Source organism: Achromobacter sp. 46006 (assembly GCF_059761975.1).
Map to the genome: position 1 here is coordinate 45,131 of NZ_JCBANN010000010.1, position 23,382 is coordinate 68,512.

Consider the following 23,382-nt stretch of genomic DNA (forward strand, 5'->3'; position numbering starts at 1 on the left):
GGGCCATTTTCATGAACCAGACCAAGCCACTTTCGCGCGATACTCGCCAGGAGGCCAGCCTGGACCTGCCGGTCGATCCGCCGCGCCCGGACGAATCCAAGCAGTCCTGGGTGTACCGCCAGATCCGCGAGCGCATCCTGCGCGGCGTCCTGCCCTCGGGCGGGCGGCTGCCGTCCACCCGCAGTCTGGCGGCGCGCTGGCATGTTGCCCGTTCCACCGTCGAGGCCGCCTACGATCAGTTGCGCGGCGAAGGCTATACCGCCGGCGCGGTCGGGTCCGGCACCTATGTGGCGGCGGTCATCCCGGACAATTTCTTTCGCCACGGACTGTCGGGCGATACGGCCATTGCGCCCGCTGCCGCCACGCGCGGCGCGCCGCGCTCGGCCCCGCGGGATGCCGACCGTTCGGTTCCTCCCTTGCGGCACGAACCGCCTTTCACCGCGCGCGGCGCCGACGCCTCGCTGTTTCCCATGACGGCCTGGCGCCAGGGCCTGCTGGCCAGCGCCCGGCGGCTGACGGCGGCGCAACTGGCGCGCGAGGATCCGCAGGGCTGGTATCCCCTGCGCGAACAGATCGCGCGCTATCTAGGCGCGGCGCGCAGCATTGCCTGCGATGCCGACCAAGTGGTGGTGCTGACCGGCATCCGCGACGGCCTCGATCTCAGCGGGCGCCTTCTGCTCACGCCGCGCGACAAGGTGCTGGTGGAAGACCCCGGCTACCTCAACGCCATGCCGCTGTTCAGCCAGTACACGCGGCGCGTGGTGCCGGTGGTCATCGACCAGCACGGCTTTTCGGTGGCGCGCGCCCGCCGCCATCGCGGCGTCAGGCTGGTGCATGTGACGCCGGCGCACCAGTCGCCCACCGGCGTCACCATGCCGGTGTCGCGCCGCCTGGAGCTGCTGGACTGGGCCGAGCAAGCCGGTTGCTGGATCCTGGACGACGACTACGACAGCGAATTCAACTACGACGGCGCGCCGCTGGCTGCCCTGAAAAGCCTGGACCGCGCCGACCGCGTGATCCACTGCGGCAGCTTCAACAAGACCCTGTTCAACGCCCTGCGCATCGGCTACGCGGTGCTGCCCCGGCCGCTGGTGGCGGACTTTGCCCGCGCCCGCTACCTGACGGGCCGCTCCGGCAGCATCGTCGAGCAGATGACGCTGGCGGCGTTCCTGGAGAACGGCAGCTTCGCGCGCCACGTGCGACGAGCGCGGCCGGTCTATGCGCAGCGGCGCGATCGGGTGCTGCGCATGTTGCGCCAGGCGGTGGGCGTGGCGGCGCTGCGCGTCAGCGGTGAGCATGCGGGCTTTCACCTGGTGTGGTGGCCGCCGCCCGGCTTCGACGTGGCGGCGTTGCTGGCGCGGGCGCACACGCAGGGCCTGGGCCTGCAGCCGGTCGCGCAATTCTGCCGGCGCGTGTCCTGGCCGGCGGGCGTGGTAATTGGCTACAGCGCGCGCCAGGACGCGGACCTGGACCGGCTGGAGGCGCTGCTGCGGGAAGTCGCGGGCGTTTCGTAGCAAAATGCGGCTTGGCGGCGCCGTCCCGTCTCCACCGTTTTTCCAGGATTCTCCATGCCGCAACTCGATCTCTACCAGGTAGACGCCTTTTCCGCCGCGCCGTTCGGCGGCAATCCCGCCGCCGTGGTGCCGCTGCAGGCGTGGCTGCCGGACGCCACGCTGCAACGCATCGCCGCGGAGAACAACCTGTCCGAGACCGCCTACGTCGTGCGCCGCGGCGACGTCCACGAGCTGCGCTGGTTCACGCCGGCGGTCGAGGTCGACCTGTGCGGCCACGCGACCCTGGTGACCGCCTGGGTGTTGTTCGAGCAATTGGGCGCCGGCGAAGAAGTGCTGCGCTTTGCCACGCGCAGCGGCGAACTGCAGGTGCGGCGCGCCGGCGACGGGCTGGCGATGGACTTCCCCGCCAAGCGGCCGGTGGCCGAAGCCATCCCCGACGGCCTGCTGCGGGCGCTCGGCCTGCCGGCGGCGCGCGCGCTGTACCGCACCGACGATTACCTGGTTGTGATCGACGACGAAAGCCTGATCGACGGCCTCGCGCCCGACTTCGCCGCGCTGGCGGCATTCGACGTGCGCGGCGTGGCGGTGACGGCGCCGTCCACCCGCCATGACTTCGTGTCGCGCTGGTTCGGCCCGCGCGTCGGCGTCAATGAAGACCCGGTGACCGGCTCGGCGCACACGTCGCTGGCGCCCTATTGGGGCCAACGGCTGGGCAAAACCGTGCTGAGCGCCGAGCAGGGCGGGGCGCGCAAGGGTCAACTGCGATGCGAGCTGCGCGACAACGGCCGCGTCGTCATCAGCGGCCAGGCCGCGCTGTACCTGCGCGGCACGATCTTCCTGTGATGCCGGCCGCCATCACCGAAAACCTATCGCTTCATCAACACTTCAAATAGAGCCGCCGCGATGCGCGCCTAGAATCTGCCGTCACGAGATCCGGGCGCGCCATGGGGCCCGCCAGCGGACGCGGCAACAAGGAGACGCAGGGCAATGGATGCGGTGTGGATAGTCGCCATCGGCGCAGCCGTGGCGGGGTTCGTGCAGGGCCTGTCGGGCTTTGCCTTCGGCATGGTGTCCATGTCGTTCTGGGCCTGGGTGCTGGACCCGCGGCTGGCGGCGGCGCTGGCGGTATTCGGCGCGCTCACCGGGCAGTTGCTGGCGGTGTTCTCGGTGCGGCGCGGCTTCGACTGGGCGCTGCTGTGGCCGTTCCTGCTGGGCGGGCTGGCGGGCATTCCGCTGGGCGTCCTGGTCCTGCCGCACCTGGACATGGATTGGTTCAAGGCGGTGCTGGGCGCGCTGCTGGCGCTGTGGTGCCCCGTGATGCTGATGGCGCAGCGGCTGCCGCGCGTCGGCGGCAACCGCTGGGGCGATGGCGCGGTGGGGCTGGTGGGCGGCGTGCTGGGCGGCATCGGCGGCTTTGCCGGCAGCGTGCCGACGCTGTGGTGCACCCTGCGCGGCTTCAACAAGGACACGCAGCGCGCCGTGATCCAGAACTTCAACCTGTCGATGCTGGCCGTGACCATGGCCACCTATCTGGCCACCGGCATCGTCACGCGCGACATGGCGCCCATGTTCGCGGTGGTGGCGCCGGCCATGCTGATCCCCACGCTGCTGGGCACGCGCCTGTACATCGGCATTTCGGAGGTCACCTTCCGGCGCCTGGTGCTGGGGCTGCTGACCTGCTCGGGGCTGACGCTGCTGGCTTCGTCGCTGCCGCGGCTGCTGGGGCATTGAGGACCGGTCCGCGTCCGGCCCGGCCCAGGCCTGTGGTCTGCCGCAATGGCTTTACGACAGTCCCATCCCCTCCCGCACGCTTACCGCCAGCATTTGCGCCGTTGCCGCCGACAGCGTCCATCCCAGGTGTCCATGGCCGGTGTTGTAGAACACGCCCGGCCGCTTGCCCGGCCCCACGCGCGGCATCATGTCGGGCATCATCGGCCGCAGACCGCACCACGGCACCACGCGCGCCGTGCGCACGCCGGGAAAGTGGCGGCGGGTCCAGTCCACCAGCGGCTGGATGCGCTCGGCGCGGATGTCCAGGTTGAAGCCATTGAACTCGGCCGTGCCGGCCACGCGGAAACGGTCGCCCAGGCGGCTGGTGACGATCTTGGCGGCCTCGTCCAGCAGGCTCACGCTGGGCGCGGCGGCCTGGCTGGCGGCGTCGTCCAGGTGCACGCTGATCGAATAGCCCTTGACCGGATAGATGTTCAGCCTGTCGCCCAATTGCCGCGCGAACCGGCGGCTGGCGGCGCCGGCGCAGACCACGATGGCGTCGGCCTCGTGCTGTTCGCGCCGCGCGCCCTCTTCACGCGCGATATCCAGCACGTAGGGCAGGCCGTCGCGGCTGATGGCGCGGATGTCCGCGTCCTGTTCGAAGCGCACGCCGCGGCGCGCGCAGGCTTGCGCCAGGCCGCTGGTGAACTTGTGGATGTCGCCGGTGGCATCGGACGGCGTATAGAAGCCGCCGTGGCAGGGCGTTTGCAGCGTCGGCTCGATGCCGCGGATTTCCTCCGGCGTGACGGCGTGCCGCTCCAGCCCGCCCTCGCGCAGCAGCGCGTTGGCGCGGCGCGCGGTCTCGAAGCTGGCGGCATCGTGGTAGATGTGCAGGATGCCGCGGCGCTCCAGGTCGAAGTCGATGCCTTCCGCCTCGGCCATGGCGTACAGGTGCTGGCGCGCCTCGATCGCCAGGCGGGTGGTGGCGATGGTGTTCTGGCGGTAGTTGCGGATCTGCCCCATGAACTGGGCCAGCCACGAATACTTGTGCCAGCTCGGGCGCGGATTGAGCAGCAGCGGCGCGTCGTGGCGGCCCAGCCAGCGCAGGCCTTTCATGATGGTGGCGGCGCTGTTCCACACTTCGGCATTGCTGGCGGATAACTGGCCGCCGTTGGCAAAGGACGTCTCCATGGCGGGATAGCGCTGGCGGTCGTAGACGGTGACGTCGTAGCCCAGTTTGCTCAAGGCGTAGGCGGACGTGACGCCGGTGATACCGGCGCCGATGATGGCGATGCGGGGCATGATGGCTCCAGATGGCGTGGCCACGACCTAATGATCGCGGCACCCCATCTGTCTCTGTACCTGAGAGCTTCACCCGGGCGCGGCGGCGCGGGTTCCCCTTCGGTGGGCGCCAGGCGCCTCTCTCCAGATTGTCTAGACCGCGCAGTCCTGTTGCCTGAGAGTTTCCGGGGCGGTTGCTCCGTCGGCGCCCGCCACGGGGGCGGGACTCTTCTGCGGGGTTTTGAATCGACGCACCGAGAATAGCCAAATTCGTCGCGGGCGGGACTCAGGGTTAATACCAGGGCGGAAAGGAATTGGCTCTACACTGGGCGCCTCATCCGCCGGCCCGCGCCGGCTTCCAGCGATAGGACGATCCCGCATGCGCGCTCCGGCAACGCCCCGCAGTTCCCTGTTGTTTGCCGCCCTGGCGATGGCCCTGGCCGCGGCCGCCACGGCCTCTCCGGCTGCCGCCACGCCCCCGGCCGGAACGCCTGCCAGGGCCGATCGCGCCACCATCGCCGTCGACGCGGCCGTGGCCGAGGTCATGCGCCAGTACGGCATCGCCGGTATGGCCATCGGCGTCAGCCGCAACGGCCAACAGCGCTTCTTCAATTACGGCGATGCCTCGCGCGAGCCGCGTCGCCCGGTCTCCAGCGACACCCTGTTCGAACTCGGATCGATCAGCAAGACCTTCACCGTCACGCTGGCCGCCTACGCGCAGGCGACCGGCCGCCTGTCATTGGACGACAGTCCGTCCAAGTGGCTGCCCGAGCTGCGAGGCAGTGCATTCGCCAAGCAGACGCTGGTGAATCTGGCCACGCACACCAGCGGCGGTTTCCCCCTGCAGGTGCCGGATACGGTGCAAGACATGGCGCAGATGATGGATTACCTGAAAGCCTGGACGCCGCGGTACGCGCCCGGCGCCAAGCGTACCTACGCCAATCCCGGCATCGGCATGCTGGGCGTGGTGGCGGCCCGCGCGCTGGGGCAGCCTTACGTGGCGGCGCTGGAGCAGGGGCTGTTGCCCAAGCTGGGCCTGCGCAACACCTACCTGGAGGTGCCGCCGCAGAAAATGGCCGATTACGCGCAAGGCTACGACAAGCGCGATGCGCCCATACGCCTGCGTCCGGGCGTGCTGGCCGACGAGGCCTACGGCGTCAAGTCCAGCGCCCGCGACATGCTGCGCTTCGTCGAGATCAACCTGGGCACCGCGCCGGTCGATGCCACGCTCCGGCACGCCATCGCCGCCACCCACGCCGGCTACTACCAGCTTGGCGCGATGACGCAGGACCTGGTGTGGGAGCAGTACCACTATCCCGTGTCGGTGCAAGACGTGGTGCACGGCAATTCCGCCCAGGTCGCCTTCGAGACCCTGCCGGTCAAGGCCCTGCAACCACCGCTGGCGCCGCAGCAGGCGGTATGGATCAACAAGACCGGCGCCACCAATGGCTTCGGCGCCTACGTGGCGTTCGTGCCGTCGCGCCAGCTCGGCATCGTGATCCTGGCCAACCGCAACTATCCCAATGAGGCGCGGGTGCGGCTGGCGCTGCGGGTGCTCGGGGCGCTGGCGCCCTGAGCATTCAGCTAGCGGCGGACCGCTGGCACGGCGCCGCGCGGCGCCGGTGCATCAGGCCGCGTCCGGGTTGCCGCAGGCCGCGCCCTGCCTGCGGGCGCCATCGAACTTCGGCAGCAAACCCATGATTTCCAGCCGCGCGCACAGCTCGCCCAGCCGCCGCAGCTTGTACGCCTCCACGTCCATGCCGGCATAGTCGTAGAAGCCTTGCCCTTCGCGCAGGCCATTGCGGCCCTGTTCCATGTTGCGTTCGATGATGGCCGGCGCCGCGAAGCGCGCATCGAGCGCGCCGGACAGGTAGCGCGAGGCATAGTAGAGGATGTCGCCGCCGCCCCAGTCGATGAACTCCAGCAGGCCCAGCACCGAGAAGCGCAGGCCGAAGCCCAGCCGCACGGCGGTGTCGATGTCCTCGGCGCTGGCCACCCCTTCCTCGACCATGCGGGCCGCCTCGTTCATGGCCAGCGCCTGGATGCGCGGCACGATGTAGCCGGCCGCGGGCGCGCACTGCACCGGCGTCTTGCCGGCCAGGCGCAACACCGCCAGCAGGTCCTGCAAGGCCGCCTCGGTGGTCCGCGGGCCGCGGCTCACCTCCACCAGCGGGATCAGGTACGCGGGATTGAGCCAGTGCGCATTCAGGAAGCGTCCCGGCTCGCGCATCATGTCGGCCAGTTCGGTGACGAGAAAGGTCGAGGTGGTGGAGGCGATCACGCTGTCGGCGGCGCAGGCGCGGCCGAGCCAGCCGAAGGCTTCGCGCTTGGCGTCCAGTTGTTCAGGCACGGCCTCGAACACCACACGGGCGCGGGCCAGGTCGCCGGCCGCCTCGTCACGCGCCGCCAGGCGCACCCGGCCCAGCGCGGTGTCGACCTGCGCTGCCTCCAGCAGTCCCAGACGCGCCAGCGTGCCGAGTTCGCGCCGCAGCGCGCCGAGCACGCCGGCGAAGTACTGGGCCCGGGCGCTGGCCGCGCGCGGCTTGGTGTCGATCAGCGTGACATCCAGCCCGGCATGGATGTACGACAGCGCGATGCCGATGCCCATGCGGCCGGCGCCGGCCACGCACAAGGTCTTGTCCATGCTCAAACTCCCCGCGCCAGCAGCGTGGCCATGGCTTCGCGCGTGAGCTGAGCCAGTTCCAGCGCTTCCAGCGTGCGGCCCTCGGCGTACAGGTCGCGGCCGGCCACGGCCGAGGCCACGCTCAGCAGGCCTTGCGCCACTGGCGTGGACACGCCCGCCCAGCGCCCCGTCGATACCAGGAACGACAGGCCCAGGCGCGTGTCTTCCAGCATGTAGCGGTGCGTGCCCAGGTCGATGGTTTCGCGCCAGTCGCCGCTGTCGGTCAGCTTGCCGTGGGCGCCGCGGCCATACATCCATTCATCGCCCTCGCTGGCGTAGTGGTCGGCCAGCGGAAAGTGCGGCGCGGCATAGCCCAGCGCCGTGCGGATGGCGATGCGTTCGGCGTCCAGGGCGTCGGTCACGCGCCGGATCGAGGGCTGGGTGCCTTCGTTGTGGATGTCCCAGCGCTCGAAGTGTTCCAGCGGCCCGGCGTTCATCAGGATCAGCGGCGGATGGATCACCGGGCCGGCGTTCATCAGCGCCCCGGACAGGGCGTCCTCGATCGGCTCGATGCTCGGATAGGCCTGCGCCAGCGTTGCCAGCGCGGACCCGGCCAGGCGGCTCGGGAACACGCCGGTGGGCAGGCGGGTGGCGTAGGCGCTGATGACGATGCGGTCGCCGTGCTTGCGCGCCAGGTAGGGCAGGGTGCCGGTCTCGGCAAAGGCGACCTCGGCGGGGTTGCCGGCGTCCTTCAGGGCGCGGGCAAACAGGTAACTGCCGAAGGTGCCGGGCGGCAGGAACACCACCTGGCCGTCGCGCAGGTGCGGCGCCAGCTCGGGCGCCAGCGCCGCGTGCGTGGTGGACGGCAGCGGAATCACCAGCAGCGGCGCGTCCGCCGAGGCATCCGCCAGCGTGGCCGCCAGTTCGATCTGGCCGGGGCCGTCGCCCAGCGCGATGCGGCGGGTGCCGCGATAGTCGGTGACCTCCAGCGCGCCGACGCGGCGCAGGCCGTCGAAGGCCGCCCCGTCGCGGCGCCACAGTCGCACTTGATGCCCTTTTTCCGCCAGGTCGGCGGCCGCCGCGTAGCAGCCGTGGCCGCCTCCAATAACGCCGATGCGCATGATCGAACTCCTTCGTAAGAGCTTCGATCCTAGCGAGGGCTGGCGCGGCGGACTGCGCCGCAGGCGCAAGCGGAATACGGAATCGGCAAGGGAATGCGCGGCGGGGCGCGGCCCGTTACCGCAATCGGCCTTGCGCCCCACGCTTGAACAAGCCTCGTGCTCCGCCCTTCAACCGGCGCGGGCGCGGCCCTGCCGCAGCGTGTCGGACGGCAGGCAGCCGTAGCGCTTGCGGTAGTGCGTGGCGAAATGGCCGAAGCTGGTCACGCCGCAGCGCAGCAGGATGTCGGTCACGCTGTCGCCGTCGCCGGCGCTGCCCAGCGCCGCGTGCGCCAGCGCCAGGCGGCGGTTGCGCAGGTAATCGCTGGGACTTTGCCGCAGGAACTGCGTGAAGCCATTTTGCAGCGTGCGGATCGACACGCCGCAATGCGCGGCCAGTTCGGGCAGGGCGATGGGCGCGTCGATGTGCTCTTCGATGTAGTCGCGCGCGCGCCGCACGTGCAGCGGCAGCGGCTGGCGCCGGTCGGCGCGCAGCGCCTCGGAATAGTTGTGCGGCAATTGCATCAGCAGCAGCGAGATCAGGTAGTCGGAAAAGCCCGCCGCCAGCGTCTGCGTCACGCCTTCGATGGCGGGATGCTGGTACAGGCGGCACAGGTAGTCCAGCGTCTCCTGCACCGCCGCCAGGCCGGCCGAGCCGGGCGCCGCCTCCAGGTCGAACACCAGCGCCTGCCTGAGGGGGCGATCCAGCATCTGTTGCAATTGGCGCTCCAGGGCCTCGCGTTCGACCCGCAGGATCATGCTGCGGCAATCGGGGCCGATGCGCAGGACGCTGCGCTCGGACGGCGACGAGATGGTCAGGCCGCCTTCGCGCAGGGCCGCGCTGCGCTTGCCCAGCGTGACCTGTCCGGCGCCTTGCAGCGTGACCCGCACCAGGTAATAGCGGGCGATGTCGCCGGCATCGATCTCGACCTCGGCGCCGTAGTGCAGGTCGAACAGCGCGGCGCTGCCGAAGAACACGCCATACAGGCGCGATTGCAGCGGGTCGCCGCGTGCCACGCACATGCGGTGCGACCACAGGTGCTGGCTGACCTGGTCGGTGATTTCGGAGAGGTTGCCCGAATCCAGCAGGCAATGGCGTTGCAGCGGATAGGTATCGTGGAACATGCTTTCCTGCGCCCCGGGAATAGCCGTTGCGCGCCCGGTATAGAGCCGGCCGGCGCAAAGGCATACAACAGATGCAGCCATCGGAATGGCGAACCAGACAGCGGGACGTCGCCCGAGCCTCGATGCGGCCGGCGCGATCCCATTGCGATACAAGGGAAGAACATGACGGGCGATACCGGAAACGACGCGGCGCAGAAACTCTATGCCTACGAATGGTATGTCGTCCTGATCTGCATGCTAGCGTACATATTTTCGTTCGTCGACAGGCAGATCCTGGCGCTGATGATCGAGCCCATCAAGCGCGACCTGCAGCTTTCGGACACCCAGTTCAGCCTGCTGCACGGGCTGGCTTTTTCGCTGTTCTACGCCTTCATGGGCATTCCCATCGCGCTGCTCGCCGACCGCTGGTCGCGGCCCCGCATCATTGCCATCGGCGTGGCCTTCTGGAGCCTGGCGACCGCTGCCTGCGGCCTGTCGAAGAACTTCGGCCAGATGTTCCTGGCGCGCATCGGCGTCGGCGTGGGCGAGGCCGCGTTGTCGCCGGCCACGTATTCCATGCTCAGCGACATGTTCCCGCGCCACAAGCTGGGCCGCGCGGTAGGCATCTATTCGATCGGCTCGTTCATCGGCGGCGGCCTGGCGTTCCTGATAGGCGGCTACGTCATTGACCTGCTCAAGAGCGTCGACAGCGTGCCCGTGCCCGGGTTGGGCACGCTGCGGCCGTGGCAGGTGACGTTCTTCATCGTCGGCCTGCCCGGCGTGCTGGTGGCGCTACTGATCCTGCTGACCGTGCGCGATCCGCAGCGCAAGGGCCTGCGCCGCGATGCCAGCGGCCAGGTGCAGAAGCCCACCGCGGGCGACGTGTTCCGCTTCCTGGGCCGGCATCGCGGCACCTTCTGCTGTCATTACCTGGGGTTCTCGTTCTACGCCATGATCCTGTTCTGCCTGCTGGGCTGGACACCGGCCTTCTACATGCGCAAGTTCGGCCTGTCGCCGGTGCAGGCGGGCTACATGCTGGGCACGGTGGTGCTGGTGGCCAACACCGCCGGCGTGTTCTGCGGCGGCTGGCTGATGGACTGGCTGGCGCGGCGCGGCTACAGCGACGCGCCGCTGCGCGCCGGTGTCATCGGCGCGCTCGGCATGGCGCTGCCGGCGGTGGCTTTCACCCAGGTGGACGGGTTGTGGCTGTCGGTGGGGCTGCTGCTGCCGGCAATGTTCTTCGCCTCGTTTCCCATGCCGACCTCGACCGCGGCCATGCAGATCCTGCCGCCGAATCAGTTACGGGCACAGGTCTCGGCGTTGTTCCTGCTGATCTCCAACCTGATCGGGCTGGGCCTGGGCACGACGGCGGTGGCGCTGCTGACCGACCGGGTGTTCCACGATCCGGCCGCGGTGGGGCATTCGATGTCCTGGCTGATCGGCCTGGCCACGCTGGCCTGTGTCGGCCTGTTGGCGGCGGGCTGCGGCAGGTACCGGCGCAGCCTGGCGCGGGAAGAAGGCGAGCGTGCCGCGCAGGCGGCTGCGGCCCCGGCCGGCCCGGCCAGCGCGCCAGCCGTGCAGACGCCGTGACGGGCTGATGCCGATGGCGGCCGGCGTCGGCCGCCGTCGGTCTTTGCCGTAGCGCAAACACATGCGGCCCGGAGCCACCCGCCGCCCGCCAGTGCGGCGATAATCGCGCGCATGACTTACCAACTTCTCAAAATGCTGCATGTCGCCGCCGTGGTCGCCTGGCTGGGCGGTTCCCTGTTCGTGTCGCTGTTCCTGCTGTCGTCGCAACCGCCCGACAGCGACGAGGCGCCCAGGGAGCGCAAGATGCTGGGCGCGTTGCGCCGCTGGACCCTGTGCGTGACCACACCGGCGATGGTGCTGGCCTGGCTGGTCGGGCTGCACCTGGCGCTGACCTTTGGCTGGTTCGCCATGACCTGGATCTGGATCAAGGTCGCGCTGGCGCTGTCGCTGTCGGCCTTGCTCGGGTTGCAGAGCGCGGCGCTGCGGCGTCAGGCGCAAGGCAGCGCCCGCCGCGCGCCGCTGGTGGACCTGTATGCGCCGTTCACCGTGATCGCGGCGGCGGTCATCGTGACGCTGGTGGTCGTCAAGCCGTTCTGAACGGCCCTCCCGGGCGGCGGCGGCCCGGCTCAGCGCAGCGCCGAGATCAGGCTGTCGAATTGCTGCGTTTCCAGCCGCGCGCGCGCTTCGGTCAATTGGCGCACGGTCAATTGGTGGGTGCGGAAGCGGTCGAGCAGGCTGGCGTGATCGAACACGATCTCGTTCTGCGCCACGCGCCACGCGCTGCGGTTGTCGTCGAGCAGATTGATCATTTGTTCGAATTCGGCCAGTGTCTGGCGTTCCAGTTCCCAGTTGCGGGCCAGGGAGGCCTGCTGCCGGGGCCGCGCCTTGATCGCGCCCTCGACCATCTGGCTCTTCTGCTCCTCGCTCAGGTCGAGCGACCGCAGGATGGCGGGCACGTCCGCCAGTAGCCGCTGGTTCTGCAGGCTGTATTTCCGCACCACGCGTTGCGATTGCTCCAGGATCAACCGGCTTTCCACCAGGCCGCGGTCGCGCGCGAGCCGGTTGGCGATGAACAGTTCGGACAGCCGCGCCTCGTCCAGTTCCTTCATGTAGGCGCGATACTGCGCCACGCGCTGCTGCAGGATGTCTTCATGCCGCGTTCGATTTCGCCATACATGCCACGCGCCCTGGGCGTGGTGTCGATGTCCGGCACGTCGCCGGGCGCACGGTCGGGCGCGTCGAGCGCCGCGCGCACCCATTCGCCGGTGCGGCGCAGTTCGGCCATGGCGATGGCCCTTTGCGTGTCGCGATAGGCGCCCAGGCCGACCAGGGCGGCGCCCGCCGCCAGCAACAGCAGGCCGCAGGCGAACGCGATGCGCATGCGGTGCAGCGGGGTGCGCAGGCGCTTGAATGGCGACAGCGCCAGGATTGCGACGATGGCCGGCAACAGCAGCACCAGCGCGCTGCCGATGGCGCCGCCGATGCGGTAGCCGAGCGTTTCGGCGGCGGCGCCCGGTGGCGGCGGGTGGCTGCCCTTCAGTGCCAGCAGGCCGAGCCACAAGCCGAGGTACAGGAGCCAGGTCGCGGCGCGCAGCGCGCGGCCGGGCCGTGGCGCCATGGGGCGCGTCGCGGGGGGCGTGGGCAGTGGCGTGTCGGCGCCTGGCAGACTCAGGGTGGGTTCTCTACGCGTGTCCACGGCGGGTGGCGATCACGAAATATTTGGCATTGGATGTTACTGTGCAGGCAGGTCAGGCGCAATGCGGCGCGCGGCGCCAGCCCACCCATTCGCCTTCGCCCGCGAAATGGCGCGGCCCGCGCGCGGCCACCGCCAGGCCCGCGCGCAGAGGCTGCGGATCCAGGCCCGGCATGTGCCGCAACAGGGCCGCCGGCAGCGCGTCGGGGTCGAGGTGTTCCTGGCCGAATTCCACCGCCATCAATGTGCCCGCCTCGCGCACCCGGATGTACCAGAGGCCTTCCATGTAGTCGCCGCTCCATGGGTCGGGAAACAGCGCCGGCGTGAAGCGGAAGCCGAATTCGCAGATGTCGTTCCAGGGCCAGGACTGGCGCCGGCCGCCCGCGCCATCCGGGCCGAGCGCGCGAGTGAAGCCGGTCTCGTCGAAGCGGATGGTTTCGGCGTAGGGATCGGGCGGGGCGGGGGGGCCGGTAAGCAGGCGTCTGAGCAGGGACCACATGGCAGCGTGGAGGCAAGGTCGATGGCCGCAGTGTAGCGGTGCCGCCGCCATGGGGGGCGCGGCGCGGATGATGCCGCAAGAATGTTACAAGCCTTGATGCACATCAATCCCGCACGCCCGGGCGCGCGTTACGGTTGATGTTTTTCCTGACGGGTCGCCGGCGACTGCCCGGCCATCCGCAACCGGCCCTCACGCGCAGCAAGGACAGTACTGATGACAGACAAGACCCCGCCAGCTTCCACGCACAACGGCAACGCCGCCAGTGGCAAGGCCGAGGCGCGCGCGCCGCGCGCGGCCAAGCGCACCGTCGCGCGCAAGCGCGCGGCCCCCGTCACCGCACCCGCCGGCCTGCCCGCCATCGAGCCGGCGATCCAGGCGCACAAGCGCGTCAATGCGCGCGCGGTTGCCGCGCGCCAGGAAACCACCGCTGTGCTGGCCGACATCGCGCGCCGCTATCGGGTCGGCGATTCCGGCGAGGCCCACGCGGCGCTGCGCTCGGTGATCGAGGAACTCTCGCCCGACGACGCGCTGGCGGTGCAGCGCGCGCTGCTCGAAGCCAATGCGCAGGCCGGCGGCGCCCGCCGCAATCCCGACGAGGAGTTGGCGACCGACTGGCGCGAGGGCATCTATCCCTACCGCCATCGCATGCTGCGGCGCAATTATGAAAAACAGAAGTACGCCTTGCAGGTCGAGTTGCTCAAGCTGCAGGCCTGGGTCAAGGCCACCGGCCAGCGCGTGGTGATCCTGTTCGAGGGCCGCGACGCGGCCGGCAAGGGCGGCACCATCAAGCGCATGATGGAACACCTGAACCCGCGCGGCGCGCGCGTGGTGGCGCTGGAAAAGCCGTCCGACACCGAGCGCGGCCAGTGGTACTTCCAGCGCTACGTGCAGCACCTGCCCACCGCCGGCGAGATCGTGATGTTCGATCGTTCCTGGTACAACCGCGCCGGCGTCGAGCGCGTGATGGGCTTCTGCTCGCAGGAGGAATACCTGCAGTTCCTGCGCCAGGTGCCGGATTTCGAGCGCCACCTGGTCACCAGCGGCATCCACCTGGTCAAGTTCTGGTTTTCGGTCAGCCAGGAAGAGCAGCGCCGCCGCTTCCTGCAGCGCAAGGTGCATCCGCTCAAGCAATGGAAGCTCAGCCCGGTGGACCTGGCTTCGCTCGACAAATGGGACGACTACACCCGCGCCAAGGAGGCGATGTTCGCGCACACCGACACCGCCGATGCGCCCTGGATCGTGGTCAAGTCGGACTGCAAGAAGCGCGCGCGTCTGAACGCCATGCGCTACGTCCTGAGCCGCCTGCCGTACGAAGGCAAGAGCGGCCAGCCGGAGCTGGCGCTGGACCCGTTGATCGTGGGGCGGGCGCTGTAGGCGTATCAATCCCGCGTGAAATCGAGTCAGGGTCGTCGTTCTCTACATCCCGGGTGATGGATAGGAGGGCGGCTCGTCGGACCTGGGATCCATTTCGTCAATGGATCCAAACGCTTCGCCGAGTTCTTGCCTATCGCGTTGCTCGATTGCTTGGAATTCAGCCACCAGATCCGAATAGCTCATCCTGAGTCTTATGATTTCGCTCTGCAGTTCTTGCAATACCTTACCGGGTTTTCGCCCTGATTTTTGCTGATTTGCCCAGATCCGGTCCACGAGCTGCTTGCCGTATTGGGCGGGCAGCGAAAGTACTGAAGTGTCGGCAAGAATGAGCAGTCGAGCTGTGTTCAACTCCGCCACTTGTGCTTTCTCGAACACCCCCGAATAACAAAACGCCAATGGGGCCAATTTATGGTCGCCGTGCTCCTGCTTAGTCAGTAGATTCAGCAGGCTCGAGTGTGTCGTAACAGGCGTTCGGGATGGTAGCGGCTTGGCCTCGCAGGTTAGCAGTGCATCTAGGAATTCGGCATCGTCGGCAACGGCCATATGGGTCGTGCGATTGAAGCAATAGCGTACCGGTACGCCATGTTCATTCAGAAGCATCAAGCCTTCATGTTGGGTCTTCTTGAATGATGGCAGATACTTACCGTCGAAGAGCTTGAATTCCAACAGGAGCGGATACCAATCGTCCACGCATGCGACCAAGTCCGCACAGTACTGATCGAGCTGATAGAAATTCTGCGAGGTATTTTCAGGAGTGTATGACAGGAACTTACGGCTGCGCGCCGTGAAGAAATTCCTTAGGCGGACTTCAGCTTCCTTGACTAGTTGATCTTCCGTAAACGCTGGGGCTGTCCTTTCCATGCTCCGTCCTTTCTCGTTGACGCAGCATACTAACGGCAAACCGTTTCATACGGACTTGTCGACAATATGAATGCCGAATCGGTGTTGTATTGCCATAAGCGGATCTCAACCCGGGCAGCAGGGCGCCGCCTCATTTGCCCCGCATCTGGTCGATCAGGCGCCGGTCGCGCTTGGTCGGCCGGCCGGCCGCGATGTCCAGCGCCGGCTCGGGCGCCAGCCGCCGCATTTCGGCCGCGCGTTCGCGCGCGGCCACGCTTTCCGGGGTTTCCTCGTACAACTGGCGCGCCACCGGCGCCGGGCCGCGTGCGCCGCTGACCGCCACCACGCGCACCTGGATGGGCGGGTCTTCCTTGCGGATGCTGATCACGTCGCCGGGGCCGACCTCGCGCGCCGGCTTGGCCGGCTGGCCATTGACCTGCACCCGGCCCTTGCCGATTTCGTCCACCGCCAGGCTGCGCGTCTTGTAGAAACGCGCTGCCCAGAGCCATTTGTCGAGCCGAATCTTGTCCATTGCCGCCATCGCGATATTGCGCCATCAAGCACACATGATAGCGGCAGGCGTCATGCCGGCGTGTCGCGCAGCAGCGCGGCGAAGGCGCTGGCGGGCAGGGCGCGGCTGAACAGGAAGCCCTGCATCGCGTCGCAGCCTTCCTCGATCAGCATTTCGCGTTGCGCTTCGGTCTCCACGCCTTCGGCCAGCGTGCGCATGCCCAGTGAATGCGCCAGCCGCACCACGCCGCGGATCACGGCGGTGGCGGTAGGGACCTTGCCCAGCGCCCAGACGAACGACTGGTCGATCTTGAGCGTGTCGATCGGCAGCCGCGCCAGGTAGGCCAGGCTCGAATAGCCCGAGCCGAAGTCGTCCAGGGAGGCCGAAATGCCGGCCGCGCGCAGCGCCGCCAGGATCGAGGAGGCCTTTTCCACGTCGCTCATCAACGAATTCTCGGTGACTTCCACGTCCAGCAGCGTCGGCGGCACGCCGTGCCTGCGGGCCAGGTGCACGATGGTGTCCGCCAGGTCCGGCGCCACCAACTGGCGCGCCGACAGGTTGAAGGAAATGCGCGGCACCGGCAGGCCTTCGGCCAGCCATTCGCTGATGTGCCTGCAGGTGGCGTTGGCCACCCACTCGGTCAAGGCCGGCTCCAGCGGCGAGTCCAGGATCACGTCCAGGAAGGCTGCCGGCGCCAGCAGGCCCCGGGTCGGATGGCGCCAGCGCAGCAACGCCTCGGCGCCGCACAGCGACGCGTCGTGCATGCTGATCTGCGGCTGGAAGTGCAGTTCGAACTGGTTGCCGCTGAGCGCGTCCTGGATGTCGCCGCGCAGCGACAGGCGCGCGCCCAGGCCCTGCATCAGCTCGCGATGGTAGACCCGCACCTGGAAGCGCCCGGCCGACTTGGCCGCGTACATGGCCGCGTCGGCGTAGTTCAGCAGCGTCTCGGCCGATTCGCCGGGCGCGTTCATCAGGGCGATGCCGATGCTGGCGCCGAGCGAGACCGAGCGGCCATGGATATCGCTGGGCCGCGCCAGCGAATTCAGGATCGAATTGGCCAGGGTCTCGGCCGCGCGCTCGTTGGTGCCGCGCAAGACCAGCAGGAATTCGTCGCCGCCGACCCGCGCGCAGAAGATCGAGGGCGTCAGGAACTTGCGCAGGCGCTCGGCCACGTCGCACAGCAGCAGGTCGCCCTCGGCGTGGCCGAAGGCATCGTTGACTTCCTTGAAACGGTCCAGGTCCAGGAACAGCACCGCCAGCGTGGCGCCCTGCGCGGCCAGCGCCGGCTCGGCCTCGGCGATGGCGGCCGACAGCGTGTCCATGCACTGGCGCCGGTTGGGCAGGCCGGTCAGGTAGTCGTGGGTGGCCTGGTACTTGAGTTGCGCGCTTTCCTCGCGTTCGCGCGAGACATCACGCAACAGCATCAGCAGGCCGCCTTCGTGGGGAAAGGCGCGCGCCTCGAACCAGCTCGCCAGCGGCGCATGGTAGCCGGTGTGGCTGGCGGGGCGGCCGGTCTGCAGGGCGCCGCGGCAGGCATCGTAGCAGCCGGTTCCGACCAGGTCCGGACAGGCATCCCACAGGCCGTGTCCGATCAGGTCCTGCCTGCAGCGCCGCAGCAGGCGCTCGGCGGCGCGATTGAGATAACGGATGCGCCAGCCGCGGTCCACCGACAGCAAGCCGTCGGCGAGCGCGTCGAGCGTGGCGCCATCGGCGCCGGAAAGGGAAGGAGACGATTCGGGGCTGTCGTCGTTCATCTTGAGGCGGATATCCCTGGGCACGATCGATGTGCAGTTTTATCGCATCGCTGGCGCCTCGTAAAACCTGGAAGGCGCAAAACAACTCGCCAGGGCATGCGGTGGCCGGGTCGGCGCCCGCAATGTCGAGTCAGGGAGGACTTCCGGGACAGGCCGGTGGATCGCCGCCACCGGCCTGTTCGAAGGGATAAGGAGTGCCGCGCGCAATAAATGCAATACAGCCAAAGAGGGTTTTCTCGTAAATCAAGAATCTTCTCGGTGCTGCAGGTCCCTGACTGTTTTTTTCATTTATTTGAGATTGGGTATTTCATTTTTCCGGATTGCAAAAATAATGTTGCCGCTTGGCGTTTCCGGGTACTTCCATTGCGACGGATCGGCTGTCGGGGATAACCGTCGGAACACTCAAAAGCGTCCGAGATTATGGGACGGAATCACGCCTTAATCACCTATTTGACGGCGTAGCATATCGAGCTTCTAAGAGTTGGCAGTGCCTGCGGCACATGCGCAATTTCGGTGCGGATGCATTAACCACTGCCGTGGATGGTCGGTGAATTCAATCTGGTGCGGATTATCTTCTTGGGGTTTACCGCTGCATTGGAAACTGCCCTTTCCTTGGCCGCCGAGCGCATTTCGGCACGGCATCGGTCGTGGCGTCGTCGTGGTCAATCGATTGGTTTTCGGCAGGCATCGTTTCCAAGGTTCTGGTGTGTGCCGGCTGGACTGAAATGAAACATCGAAATTCAGCATGGGGATGTTTTTCCCGGGCTTCCTGGATAGATCGGAGCAAAGTGAAAAAAATGAACTGCCTGGTGTTGGACACGCCTCGGCTCGTGGGTCAGGACAGCCGCGTTCATGGCGATTTGGACCGGGCATGTCGCTAGGGAGCGGGTTGGTGATGGATGCCGCCCGGCAATGGGGCGCGAGGGGGATCGCCATGCGATGGCGTATTTGGCTTGGCGGTCTCCTGGGGGCCGTTCTGGTTGGGCAGGCGGACGCTGCCGGCGCAGCCGCGCAGGACGGGCGACCGGTCTTGCCGGCGGCGACCGCCGCCGCCGCGGCCACGTCAGGCCCGGCCGTGACACTGCAGGCCCTGGTCGATGCGGCGATCACCGGACATCCGTTGGTGCGCAGTGCTGCCCAGGAAGTGATCGCGGCTCGCACCGACGTGGACGCAGCCAAGCGCCGCTGGTGGCCATCGGCCACCCTGGCGCTGGAGTCCCATTCGACCTCTTCCGGTTCCCCGGCATCGCGCGGCGCCCAACTCGAGCAGACGCTTTGGGACGGCGGCCTGATCAATGCCGGCATCGACCTGGCGCGGCAATCGGTCAACAAAGGCGAGGCGCGCGTCGCCTGGCAACGCCAGCAATTGGCGTTGCAGGTCATCGGCGCCTGGCAGTCCCTCATCAGCGCACGCGACAAGATCGCTGTGTCGCGCGAAACCATGGCACGGCTGCGGGGCTACGAGGCGCAAATACGTCGCAGAGTCGCCATGGACGCGTCGCCGGCGGTCGACATCGAACTGGCGCTGTCGCGCCTGCGCCAAACCGAAGTCGACATGACCATGGCGCAATCGACGCTGCGTCGCGCCGCGCAGCGGCTGGAACAGTTGACCGGTGTCCCCGGACTGGACCAGGACGCCGACAGGCTGGCCGCCTGGCCCGGCGCTTCCGCATTCAAGGCCGCGTCGGGGCGCCTGCTGTCGCTGGATGTGGATGCACAGGCGCACGAGAGCGCCGCCGTGCGGGTGGCGCGAGGCGACATGGCCGTCCTGCAGGCGCAGTTGGAGGCCAAGCGCGCGCAGCGCTGGCCGACGGCCTATCTGCGCGTCAACAAGCCATTGGGGGAGGCCTATGCCGGCGCGGGGTCCGATCGCGGCACCTCGGTCTTCGTGGGCATCCGCTACACGCCGGGAGCGGGCCTCGCGACCGGCGTCGAAGCCGACGCCATTCGCGAGCGCGTGACGGCGTCCAACCTGGCCGTCGACGCCGCCTATCTAGAAGAACGCGAAGCCATACTGGGCGATATCGATCAGTTCGCCTCGGCAGAGAACGAGCTGCTTGCGCTGCAAAGCGCGGTCACGGGCTCGCAACACGTGCTGGAATCGTATTCCCGGCAGTTCACCGCAGGCCGCAAGACCTGGATCGACCTGTTGAATGCCGTGCGTGAACTGGCGCAGAACCAGTATGCCTGCGCGGATTCCCAAGCGGTGCTGGCCGCGGCGTTCTACCGCTTGCAGGTGCGCCTGGGCGAAACGGAGCTGCGGCCGTGAACCAGGCTCCGGACATGACGTCGCTGGAATCGCTGGCCTGGGCGCTGGGACGCCTGGCGACCTTGCAGGGCACCATGCTCGACCCGCTGCAACTGCGGGCGGGGCTGCATCTGACCGGGGCCTCGCAGCATCCTGCCGGTCAGTTGGATCTGTTGTGCCGCCATCTGGGAGTGGCTGCGCCGGCACGCCTGGACCGGCCGGACCCCGCGCACCTGCCGCTGCTATGCCATCTGGAGAGCGGCCGGTGGGGCATCGTGACGGACCTGGCGTCCAACGGCGAATGGATGGTCGCATGCGGCCAGACGATTCAGCCGGTCACCGGGGCCGCCTTGGCGGGAAACTGCATGCGCGTGTCGTTGGCCGGTTCGGCAACCGGCACGGCCGACGCGAAATCCAGCTTGGTCGATGACGAATCGGCCACGTTCCGCGCGCGTCGCAATGCGGCGATCCGGCCGCACCGGGGGGCCTTGATCGAAGCCTGCGGCGGTTCGGTCATGATCGGCCTGTTGGCGCTGGCCACATCGATGTTCTCGATGCAGGTCTACGATCGCGTGATTCCCACGCATGGCGAGTACACGCTGTTCGTGCTCGCGACCGGGGTGCTGATCAGCGTGCTGATCGAATTGGCGGTGAAGATCGCCCGCGCCCGCGTCATGGACCACGTGGTGGTCGGCGTGGACGGAATGCTCTCTCGCGATATCTTCCAGCGCCTCATGCAACTGCGCGTCGACCAGATGCCTGCGTCGGTCGGCTCGCTGGCGGCGCAGATCCGCGGCTATGAACAGGTGCGCGCCTTCTATACGGCATCGTCGCTGTTCGCGTTGGTCGATCTGCCCATGGCCGTCGTATTCGTCCTGATCGTGATGGCGCTGGCCACGCCGGCCGTGGGCCTGGTGCTGCTGGCGTTCGCGCTCGTCGCGCTGGGCATCGGCCTGGCGTCGCAACGCCGCATCGCGCTGCAGGCCAAGGAAGGCGCCGCCTATGCGAACCTCAAGACCGGCCTGCTGGTGGAAGCGGTCGAAGGCGCGGAAACCATCAAGGCCGGCGCCGGCGGCTGGCGCTTCCTGTCGCGCTGGCTCGACGTCAGCGCGCGCACCATCGCCAACGATCTCAACATGCGGCATTTGAGCGAGAACGTGGGCTACCTGGGCGGCACCGTGCAGCAGTTGAGCTACGCATCGTTGATCGTGGTGGGGGCGCTGACGGTCATGCATGGCGAGATGACGACCGGTTCGCTGATCGCCTGCTCGATTCTCAGTGGACGCATCCTCAACCCGATCCTGGGCATGCCCGGCCTGATGATCCAGCATGCCCATGCGCGCGCGGCCGAGGAGGGCCTGGAAAAACTCTATCAGCTCAAGACCGACAACCACGGAGTGCGGCGGCCGTTGGTGCCAGAACGGATCGAAGGGCGCTTCACGCTCGAGGACGTGTCCTTCGCCTATGGCGAGAACCCATTGGCCTTGCGCGTGCCGCGCCTGCACATCCAGCCGGGCGAACGCATCGCCGTGGTCGGGCCGATCGGCTCGGGCAAGTCGACCCTGCTGCGGGTGTTGACGGGCATGTACGTGCCGCAGTCGGGCCGTGTCTTGCTGGATGGGCTGGATATGTCCCATATCAGCCGCCTGGCGCTCAGCCGCCAGATCGGCTATCTGCAGCAAGACCACCGGCTGTTCCAGGGTACCTTGCGCGAAAACCTCTTGATCGGGTTGCCGGACCCCGGCGACGAAGCCATCCTGCACGCCATGCATCGCACGGGCATGGACCGCGTTGTCGCGGCGCATCCCAAGGGGCTGGACCGGCCCATCGTGGAAGGCGGGCGCGGGCTGAGCGGTGGGCAACGGCAGTTGGTGGCATTCACCCGCCTGCTGCTGTGCCGGCCGCGCATCATCCTGCTGGACGAACCCACCGCCTCGATGGATGACGAGCAGGAGCGCCGTTGCCTGAGCGTGCTGGCCGAGGAGGCGCAAGCGGGGGCGACGCTGGTGATCGTGACGCACAAGCTCAACGTGCTGCCGCTGATGGATCGCGTCGTCGTCATGGTCGGCAGTGGCATCGTCCGGGACGGGCCACGCGATGCCATCCTGAACGAACTGGGTTCGGGGCAGGGTAATGCCGCAAACGCCTCGCTGGCGGCCGCGGGAGCGCGCGCATGAACAGGATGCCGCAATACCGTCGGATCGGCGCGAGCCTCGCTGCGGGGGGCGCGCGGGCCGTTGGCCGCGCCGCCGCGAACCTCGGCAGGGCGCTCAAGCTCAGGCATATCGGCAAGAAGCTGGGGGCGGCGCTGTCGCCGGCGATTGCCGGCGACAGCGAACCGGGCTTCTCGCTGGCCTTGCCGCAGTGGCGCGCGCGTCGGTGCCTGCGCGTCATGTTTGCGGGGCTGTGCGCGCTTCTGGCGTGGGCCGCCGTCGGCAAGGTCGATCAGGTCACGCGCGCGCCCGCGCAGATCATCGCTTCGGCGCGCACGCAGATCATCCAATCGCCCGACGGCGGCGTCATTGCGCAATTGCACGTCAGCGAAGGCGATGTGGTGCATGCCGGCGACGTGCTGGCGACGTTGCAGGAAGAGCGCGCCCGCGCCGCCGTCAGCGACAGCAACGCCAAGGTGGCGGCGCTGCGCATCACGCTGGCCCGGCTGCATGCCGAGGTCTATGGCACACGGCTCGAGTTCCCGGCCGACCTGACGGGCTACGACGACTACATACGCAATCAGCGCGAGCTCTATCAGAAGCGCCGAACGGCGATCAAGGAAGACCTGGCGGCGCAAGAGCACATGCTCACGCTGGCGCGCGAAGAGCTCGGCATCAATCGCAAACTGGTGAAAACCGGCGACGTCAGCCAGGCGGAGATCCTGCGCCTGGAGCGCGCCGTTGCCGACATCGAAGCGCAGATGACCAGCCGGCGGAACAAGTACTTCCAGGACGCGCAGGCCGAAATGACCAAGGCGCAGGAAGACCTGACCAGCCAGACGGAGCAGTTGCGGGACCGGAACCAGGTGCTGGGGCAGACCCGCCTGACCGCGACGGCGGACGGCATCGTCAACAACATCCGCGTCAACACGATAGGCGGCGTGGTGCGGCCGGGCGAGACCGTCATGGAGATTCTGCCGACCGGTGGCGACCTGTTGGCCGAGGCGCGGGTCAGCCCCGCCGATATCGCCTTCGTGCAGGTCGGCCAGGACGCCAACGTCCGCATCGACGCCTACGACTCCTCGATCTTCGGGGTCATGCGCGGCGAGGTGAGCTACATCAGCCCGGACGTGCTGCAGGAAGAGACTCGCCAGGGGCCGTCGCATTACTACCGCGTGCGCATCCTCATCCGCGAGGCTGAATTCAAGCGCCACTCGACCGAACAGATCCGGCTCCGTCCCGGCATGACCGCCACGGTGGACATCAAGGCGCGAGAGCGCACGGTGCTCCAGTATCTCGCCAAACCCATTACCAAGGGATTGCAGCAGTCGCTAGGCGAACGCTGATCTCCCGATACTTGTCCGCGGCGTGCCGTACCTCGTATTGCAACC

The 23,382-nt window shown here is 68.0% G+C and carries 20 protein-coding genes and 2 riboswitches; of the genes, 10 read left to right on the top strand and 10 right to left on the bottom strand.

What is annotated here, in order from left to right:
- Positions 1-11 precede the first annotated feature (11 nt).
- The 3 genes from pdxR (at position 12) to AC6LKG_RS08035 (ending at position 3,245) form a co-directional block, all read left to right on the top strand.
- Complete coding sequence (pdxR, locus tag AC6LKG_RS08025) at positions 12-1,514, top strand: MocR-like pyridoxine biosynthesis transcription factor PdxR (protein ID WP_498163823.1); 1,503 nt, start codon at positions 12-14, stop codon at positions 1,512-1,514.
- A gap of 54 nt (positions 1,515-1,568) precedes the next feature.
- On the top strand, positions 1,569-2,357 hold the full coding sequence (locus AC6LKG_RS08030) for a PhzF family phenazine biosynthesis protein (protein ID WP_498163824.1): 789 nt from the start codon (positions 1,569-1,571) through the stop codon (positions 2,355-2,357).
- A gap of 144 nt (positions 2,358-2,501) precedes the next feature.
- Positions 2,502-3,245, top strand: a complete 744-nt coding sequence (locus AC6LKG_RS08035) for a sulfite exporter TauE/SafE family protein (RefSeq protein WP_498163825.1) — start codon at positions 2,502-2,504, stop codon at positions 3,243-3,245.
- A 51-nt stretch (positions 3,246-3,296) separates the two neighbouring features.
- On the opposite strand, the gene AC6LKG_RS08040 is transcribed toward AC6LKG_RS08035, so the two are convergent.
- The gene (locus tag AC6LKG_RS08040) at positions 3,297-4,526 is read right to left on the bottom strand and encodes a D-amino acid dehydrogenase (RefSeq protein WP_498163826.1); all 1,230 of its coding nucleotides are present in this window, start codon (positions 4,524-4,526) and stop codon (positions 3,297-3,299) included.
- Between the two features lie 44 nt (positions 4,527-4,570).
- Positions 4,571-4,657, bottom strand: a riboswitch (glycine riboswitch).
- A gap of 1 nt (position 4,658) precedes the next feature.
- Positions 4,659-4,749: riboswitch (glycine riboswitch) on the bottom strand.
- 186 nt (positions 4,750-4,935) lie between these two features.
- Here AC6LKG_RS08040 and ampC point away from each other — a divergent pair.
- Entirely contained in the window at positions 4,936-6,081 is a 1,146-nt protein-coding gene (gene ampC / locus AC6LKG_RS08045) for a class C beta-lactamase (RefSeq protein ID WP_498163877.1), read from the top strand.
- Between the two features lie 51 nt (positions 6,082-6,132).
- Here the strand turns inward: ampC and AC6LKG_RS08050 are convergent, their stop codons facing one another.
- The 3 genes from AC6LKG_RS08050 to AC6LKG_RS08060 form a co-directional block, all read right to left on the bottom strand.
- A complete protein-coding gene (locus tag AC6LKG_RS08050) occupies positions 6,133-7,149 on the bottom strand; it encodes a 3-hydroxybutyryl-CoA dehydrogenase (RefSeq protein WP_498163827.1) in 1,017 nt (338 codons plus the stop codon).
- A gap of 2 nt (positions 7,150-7,151) precedes the next feature.
- Positions 7,152-8,249 (bottom strand): NAD/NADP octopine/nopaline dehydrogenase family protein, encoded by a 1,098-nt coding sequence (locus AC6LKG_RS08055; RefSeq protein WP_498163828.1) that lies wholly within the window; start codon positions 8,247-8,249, stop codon positions 7,152-7,154.
- 168 nt (positions 8,250-8,417) lie between these two features.
- The gene (locus AC6LKG_RS08060; RefSeq protein WP_498163829.1) at positions 8,418-9,410 is read right to left on the bottom strand and encodes an AraC-like ligand-binding domain-containing protein; all 993 of its coding nucleotides are present in this window, start codon (positions 9,408-9,410) and stop codon (positions 8,418-8,420) included.
- Positions 9,411-9,572: 162 nt separating this feature from the next.
- On the opposite strand from AC6LKG_RS08060, the gene AC6LKG_RS08065 reads away from it, so the two are divergent.
- Both AC6LKG_RS08065 and AC6LKG_RS08070 read left to right on the top strand, forming a co-directional pair.
- The gene (locus tag AC6LKG_RS08065; protein WP_498163830.1) at positions 9,573-10,979 is read left to right on the top strand and encodes a spinster family MFS transporter; all 1,407 of its coding nucleotides are present in this window, start codon (positions 9,573-9,575) and stop codon (positions 10,977-10,979) included.
- A gap of 111 nt (positions 10,980-11,090) precedes the next feature.
- Positions 11,091-11,516: a CopD family protein gene (locus AC6LKG_RS08070; protein ID WP_498163831.1), complete on the top strand. Its 426-nt coding sequence runs from the start codon at positions 11,091-11,093 to the stop codon at positions 11,514-11,516.
- A gap of 29 nt (positions 11,517-11,545) precedes the next feature.
- Here the strand turns inward: AC6LKG_RS08070 and AC6LKG_RS08075 are convergent, their stop codons facing one another.
- The 3 genes from AC6LKG_RS08075 to AC6LKG_RS08085 all read right to left on the bottom strand — a co-directional run bounded on the left by AC6LKG_RS08075 (position 11,546) and on the right by AC6LKG_RS08085 (position 13,111).
- On the bottom strand, positions 11,546-12,049 hold the full coding sequence (locus tag AC6LKG_RS08075; protein ID WP_498163832.1) for a hypothetical protein: 504 nt from the start codon (positions 12,047-12,049) through the stop codon (positions 11,546-11,548).
- Positions 12,025-12,537, bottom strand: a complete 513-nt coding sequence (locus AC6LKG_RS08080; protein WP_498163833.1) for a hypothetical protein — start codon at positions 12,535-12,537, stop codon at positions 12,025-12,027. The genes AC6LKG_RS08075 and AC6LKG_RS08080 overlap by 25 nt, the downstream gene beginning before the upstream one ends.
- 130 nt (positions 12,538-12,667) lie before the next feature.
- The gene (locus AC6LKG_RS08085) at positions 12,668-13,111 is read right to left on the bottom strand and encodes a hypothetical protein (protein ID WP_498163834.1); all 444 of its coding nucleotides are present in this window, start codon (positions 13,109-13,111) and stop codon (positions 12,668-12,670) included.
- Positions 13,112-13,324: 213 nt separating this feature from the next.
- Here AC6LKG_RS08085 and ppk2 point away from each other — a divergent pair, with 213 nt between their 5' ends.
- The gene (gene ppk2 / locus AC6LKG_RS08090; RefSeq protein WP_498163835.1) at positions 13,325-14,485 is read left to right on the top strand and encodes a polyphosphate kinase 2; all 1,161 of its coding nucleotides are present in this window, start codon (positions 13,325-13,327) and stop codon (positions 14,483-14,485) included.
- 42 nt (positions 14,486-14,527) lie between these two features.
- On the opposite strand, the gene AC6LKG_RS08095 is transcribed toward ppk2, so the two are convergent.
- The 3 genes from AC6LKG_RS08095 to AC6LKG_RS08105 form a co-directional block, all read right to left on the bottom strand.
- Positions 14,528-15,346 (bottom strand): hypothetical protein, encoded by an 819-nt coding sequence (locus AC6LKG_RS08095; RefSeq protein WP_498163836.1) that lies wholly within the window; start codon positions 15,344-15,346, stop codon positions 14,528-14,530.
- Positions 15,347-15,476: 130 nt separating this feature from the next.
- Complete coding sequence (locus AC6LKG_RS08100) at positions 15,477-15,857, bottom strand: RNA-binding S4 domain-containing protein (RefSeq protein ID WP_498163837.1); 381 nt, start codon at positions 15,855-15,857, stop codon at positions 15,477-15,479.
- Positions 15,858-15,907: 50 nt separating this feature from the next.
- Positions 15,908-17,590 (bottom strand): putative bifunctional diguanylate cyclase/phosphodiesterase, encoded by a 1,683-nt coding sequence (locus AC6LKG_RS08105; protein ID WP_498163838.1) that lies wholly within the window; start codon positions 17,588-17,590, stop codon positions 15,908-15,910.
- Positions 17,591-18,665: 1,075 nt separating this feature from the next.
- Here AC6LKG_RS08105 and AC6LKG_RS08110 point away from each other — a divergent pair.
- The 3 genes from AC6LKG_RS08110 to AC6LKG_RS08120 are packed head-to-tail and all read left to right on the top strand — an operon-like array spanning position 18,666 to position 23,337.
- A complete protein-coding gene (locus AC6LKG_RS08110) occupies positions 18,666-19,859 on the top strand; it encodes a TolC family protein (protein WP_498163839.1) in 1,194 nt (397 codons plus the stop codon).
- Positions 19,856-22,015, top strand: coding sequence for an ATP-binding cassette domain-containing protein (locus tag AC6LKG_RS08115; protein ID WP_498163840.1), 2,160 nt, complete (start codon positions 19,856-19,858; stop codon positions 22,013-22,015). The genes AC6LKG_RS08110 and AC6LKG_RS08115 overlap by 4 nt, the downstream gene beginning before the upstream one ends.
- Positions 22,012-23,337 (top strand): HlyD family type I secretion periplasmic adaptor subunit, encoded by a 1,326-nt coding sequence (locus tag AC6LKG_RS08120; RefSeq protein ID WP_498163841.1) that lies wholly within the window; start codon positions 22,012-22,014, stop codon positions 23,335-23,337. The genes AC6LKG_RS08115 and AC6LKG_RS08120 overlap by 4 nt, the downstream gene beginning before the upstream one ends.
- Positions 23,338-23,382: the final 45 nt, after the last annotated feature.

Excerpts from the sequence above, each read along its gene's own strand:
- pdxR (WP_498163823.1), top strand. The coding sequence starts at position 12 with ATGAACCAGACCAAGCCACTTTCGCGCGATACTCGCCAGGAGGCCAGC.
- AC6LKG_RS08030 (WP_498163824.1), top strand. The coding sequence starts at position 1,569 with ATGCCGCAACTCGATCTCTACCAGGTAGACGCCTTTTCCGCCGCGCCG.
- AC6LKG_RS08035 (WP_498163825.1), top strand. The coding sequence starts at position 2,502 with ATGGATGCGGTGTGGATAGTCGCCATCGGCGCAGCCGTGGCGGGGTTC.
- AC6LKG_RS08040 (WP_498163826.1), bottom strand. The coding sequence starts at position 4,526 with ATGCCCCGCATCGCCATCATCGGCGCCGGTATCACCGGCGTCACGTCC.
- ampC (WP_498163877.1), top strand. The coding sequence starts at position 4,936 with ATGGCCCTGGCCGCGGCCGCCACGGCCTCTCCGGCTGCCGCCACGCCC.
- AC6LKG_RS08050 (WP_498163827.1), bottom strand. The coding sequence starts at position 7,149 with ATGGACAAGACCTTGTGCGTGGCCGGCGCCGGCCGCATGGGCATCGGC.
- AC6LKG_RS08055 (WP_498163828.1), bottom strand. The coding sequence starts at position 8,249 with ATGCGCATCGGCGTTATTGGAGGCGGCCACGGCTGCTACGCGGCGGCC.
- AC6LKG_RS08060 (WP_498163829.1), bottom strand. The coding sequence starts at position 9,410 with ATGTTCCACGATACCTATCCGCTGCAACGCCATTGCCTGCTGGATTCG.
- AC6LKG_RS08065 (WP_498163830.1), top strand. The coding sequence starts at position 9,573 with ATGACGGGCGATACCGGAAACGACGCGGCGCAGAAACTCTATGCCTAC.
- AC6LKG_RS08070 (WP_498163831.1), top strand. The coding sequence starts at position 11,091 with ATGACTTACCAACTTCTCAAAATGCTGCATGTCGCCGCCGTGGTCGCC.
- AC6LKG_RS08080 (WP_498163833.1), bottom strand. The coding sequence starts at position 12,537 with ATGGCGCCACGGCCCGGCCGCGCGCTGCGCGCCGCGACCTGGCTCCTG.
- AC6LKG_RS08085 (WP_498163834.1), bottom strand. The coding sequence starts at position 13,111 with ATGTGGTCCCTGCTCAGACGCCTGCTTACCGGCCCCCCCGCCCCGCCC.
- ppk2 (WP_498163835.1), top strand. The coding sequence starts at position 13,325 with ATGACAGACAAGACCCCGCCAGCTTCCACGCACAACGGCAACGCCGCC.
- AC6LKG_RS08095 (WP_498163836.1), bottom strand. The coding sequence starts at position 15,346 with ATGGAAAGGACAGCCCCAGCGTTTACGGAAGATCAACTAGTCAAGGAA.
- AC6LKG_RS08100 (WP_498163837.1), bottom strand. The coding sequence starts at position 15,857 with ATGGACAAGATTCGGCTCGACAAATGGCTCTGGGCAGCGCGTTTCTAC.
- AC6LKG_RS08105 (WP_498163838.1), bottom strand. The coding sequence starts at position 17,590 with ATGAACGACGACAGCCCCGAATCGTCTCCTTCCCTTTCCGGCGCCGAT.
- AC6LKG_RS08120 (WP_498163841.1), top strand. The coding sequence starts at position 22,012 with ATGAACAGGATGCCGCAATACCGTCGGATCGGCGCGAGCCTCGCTGCG.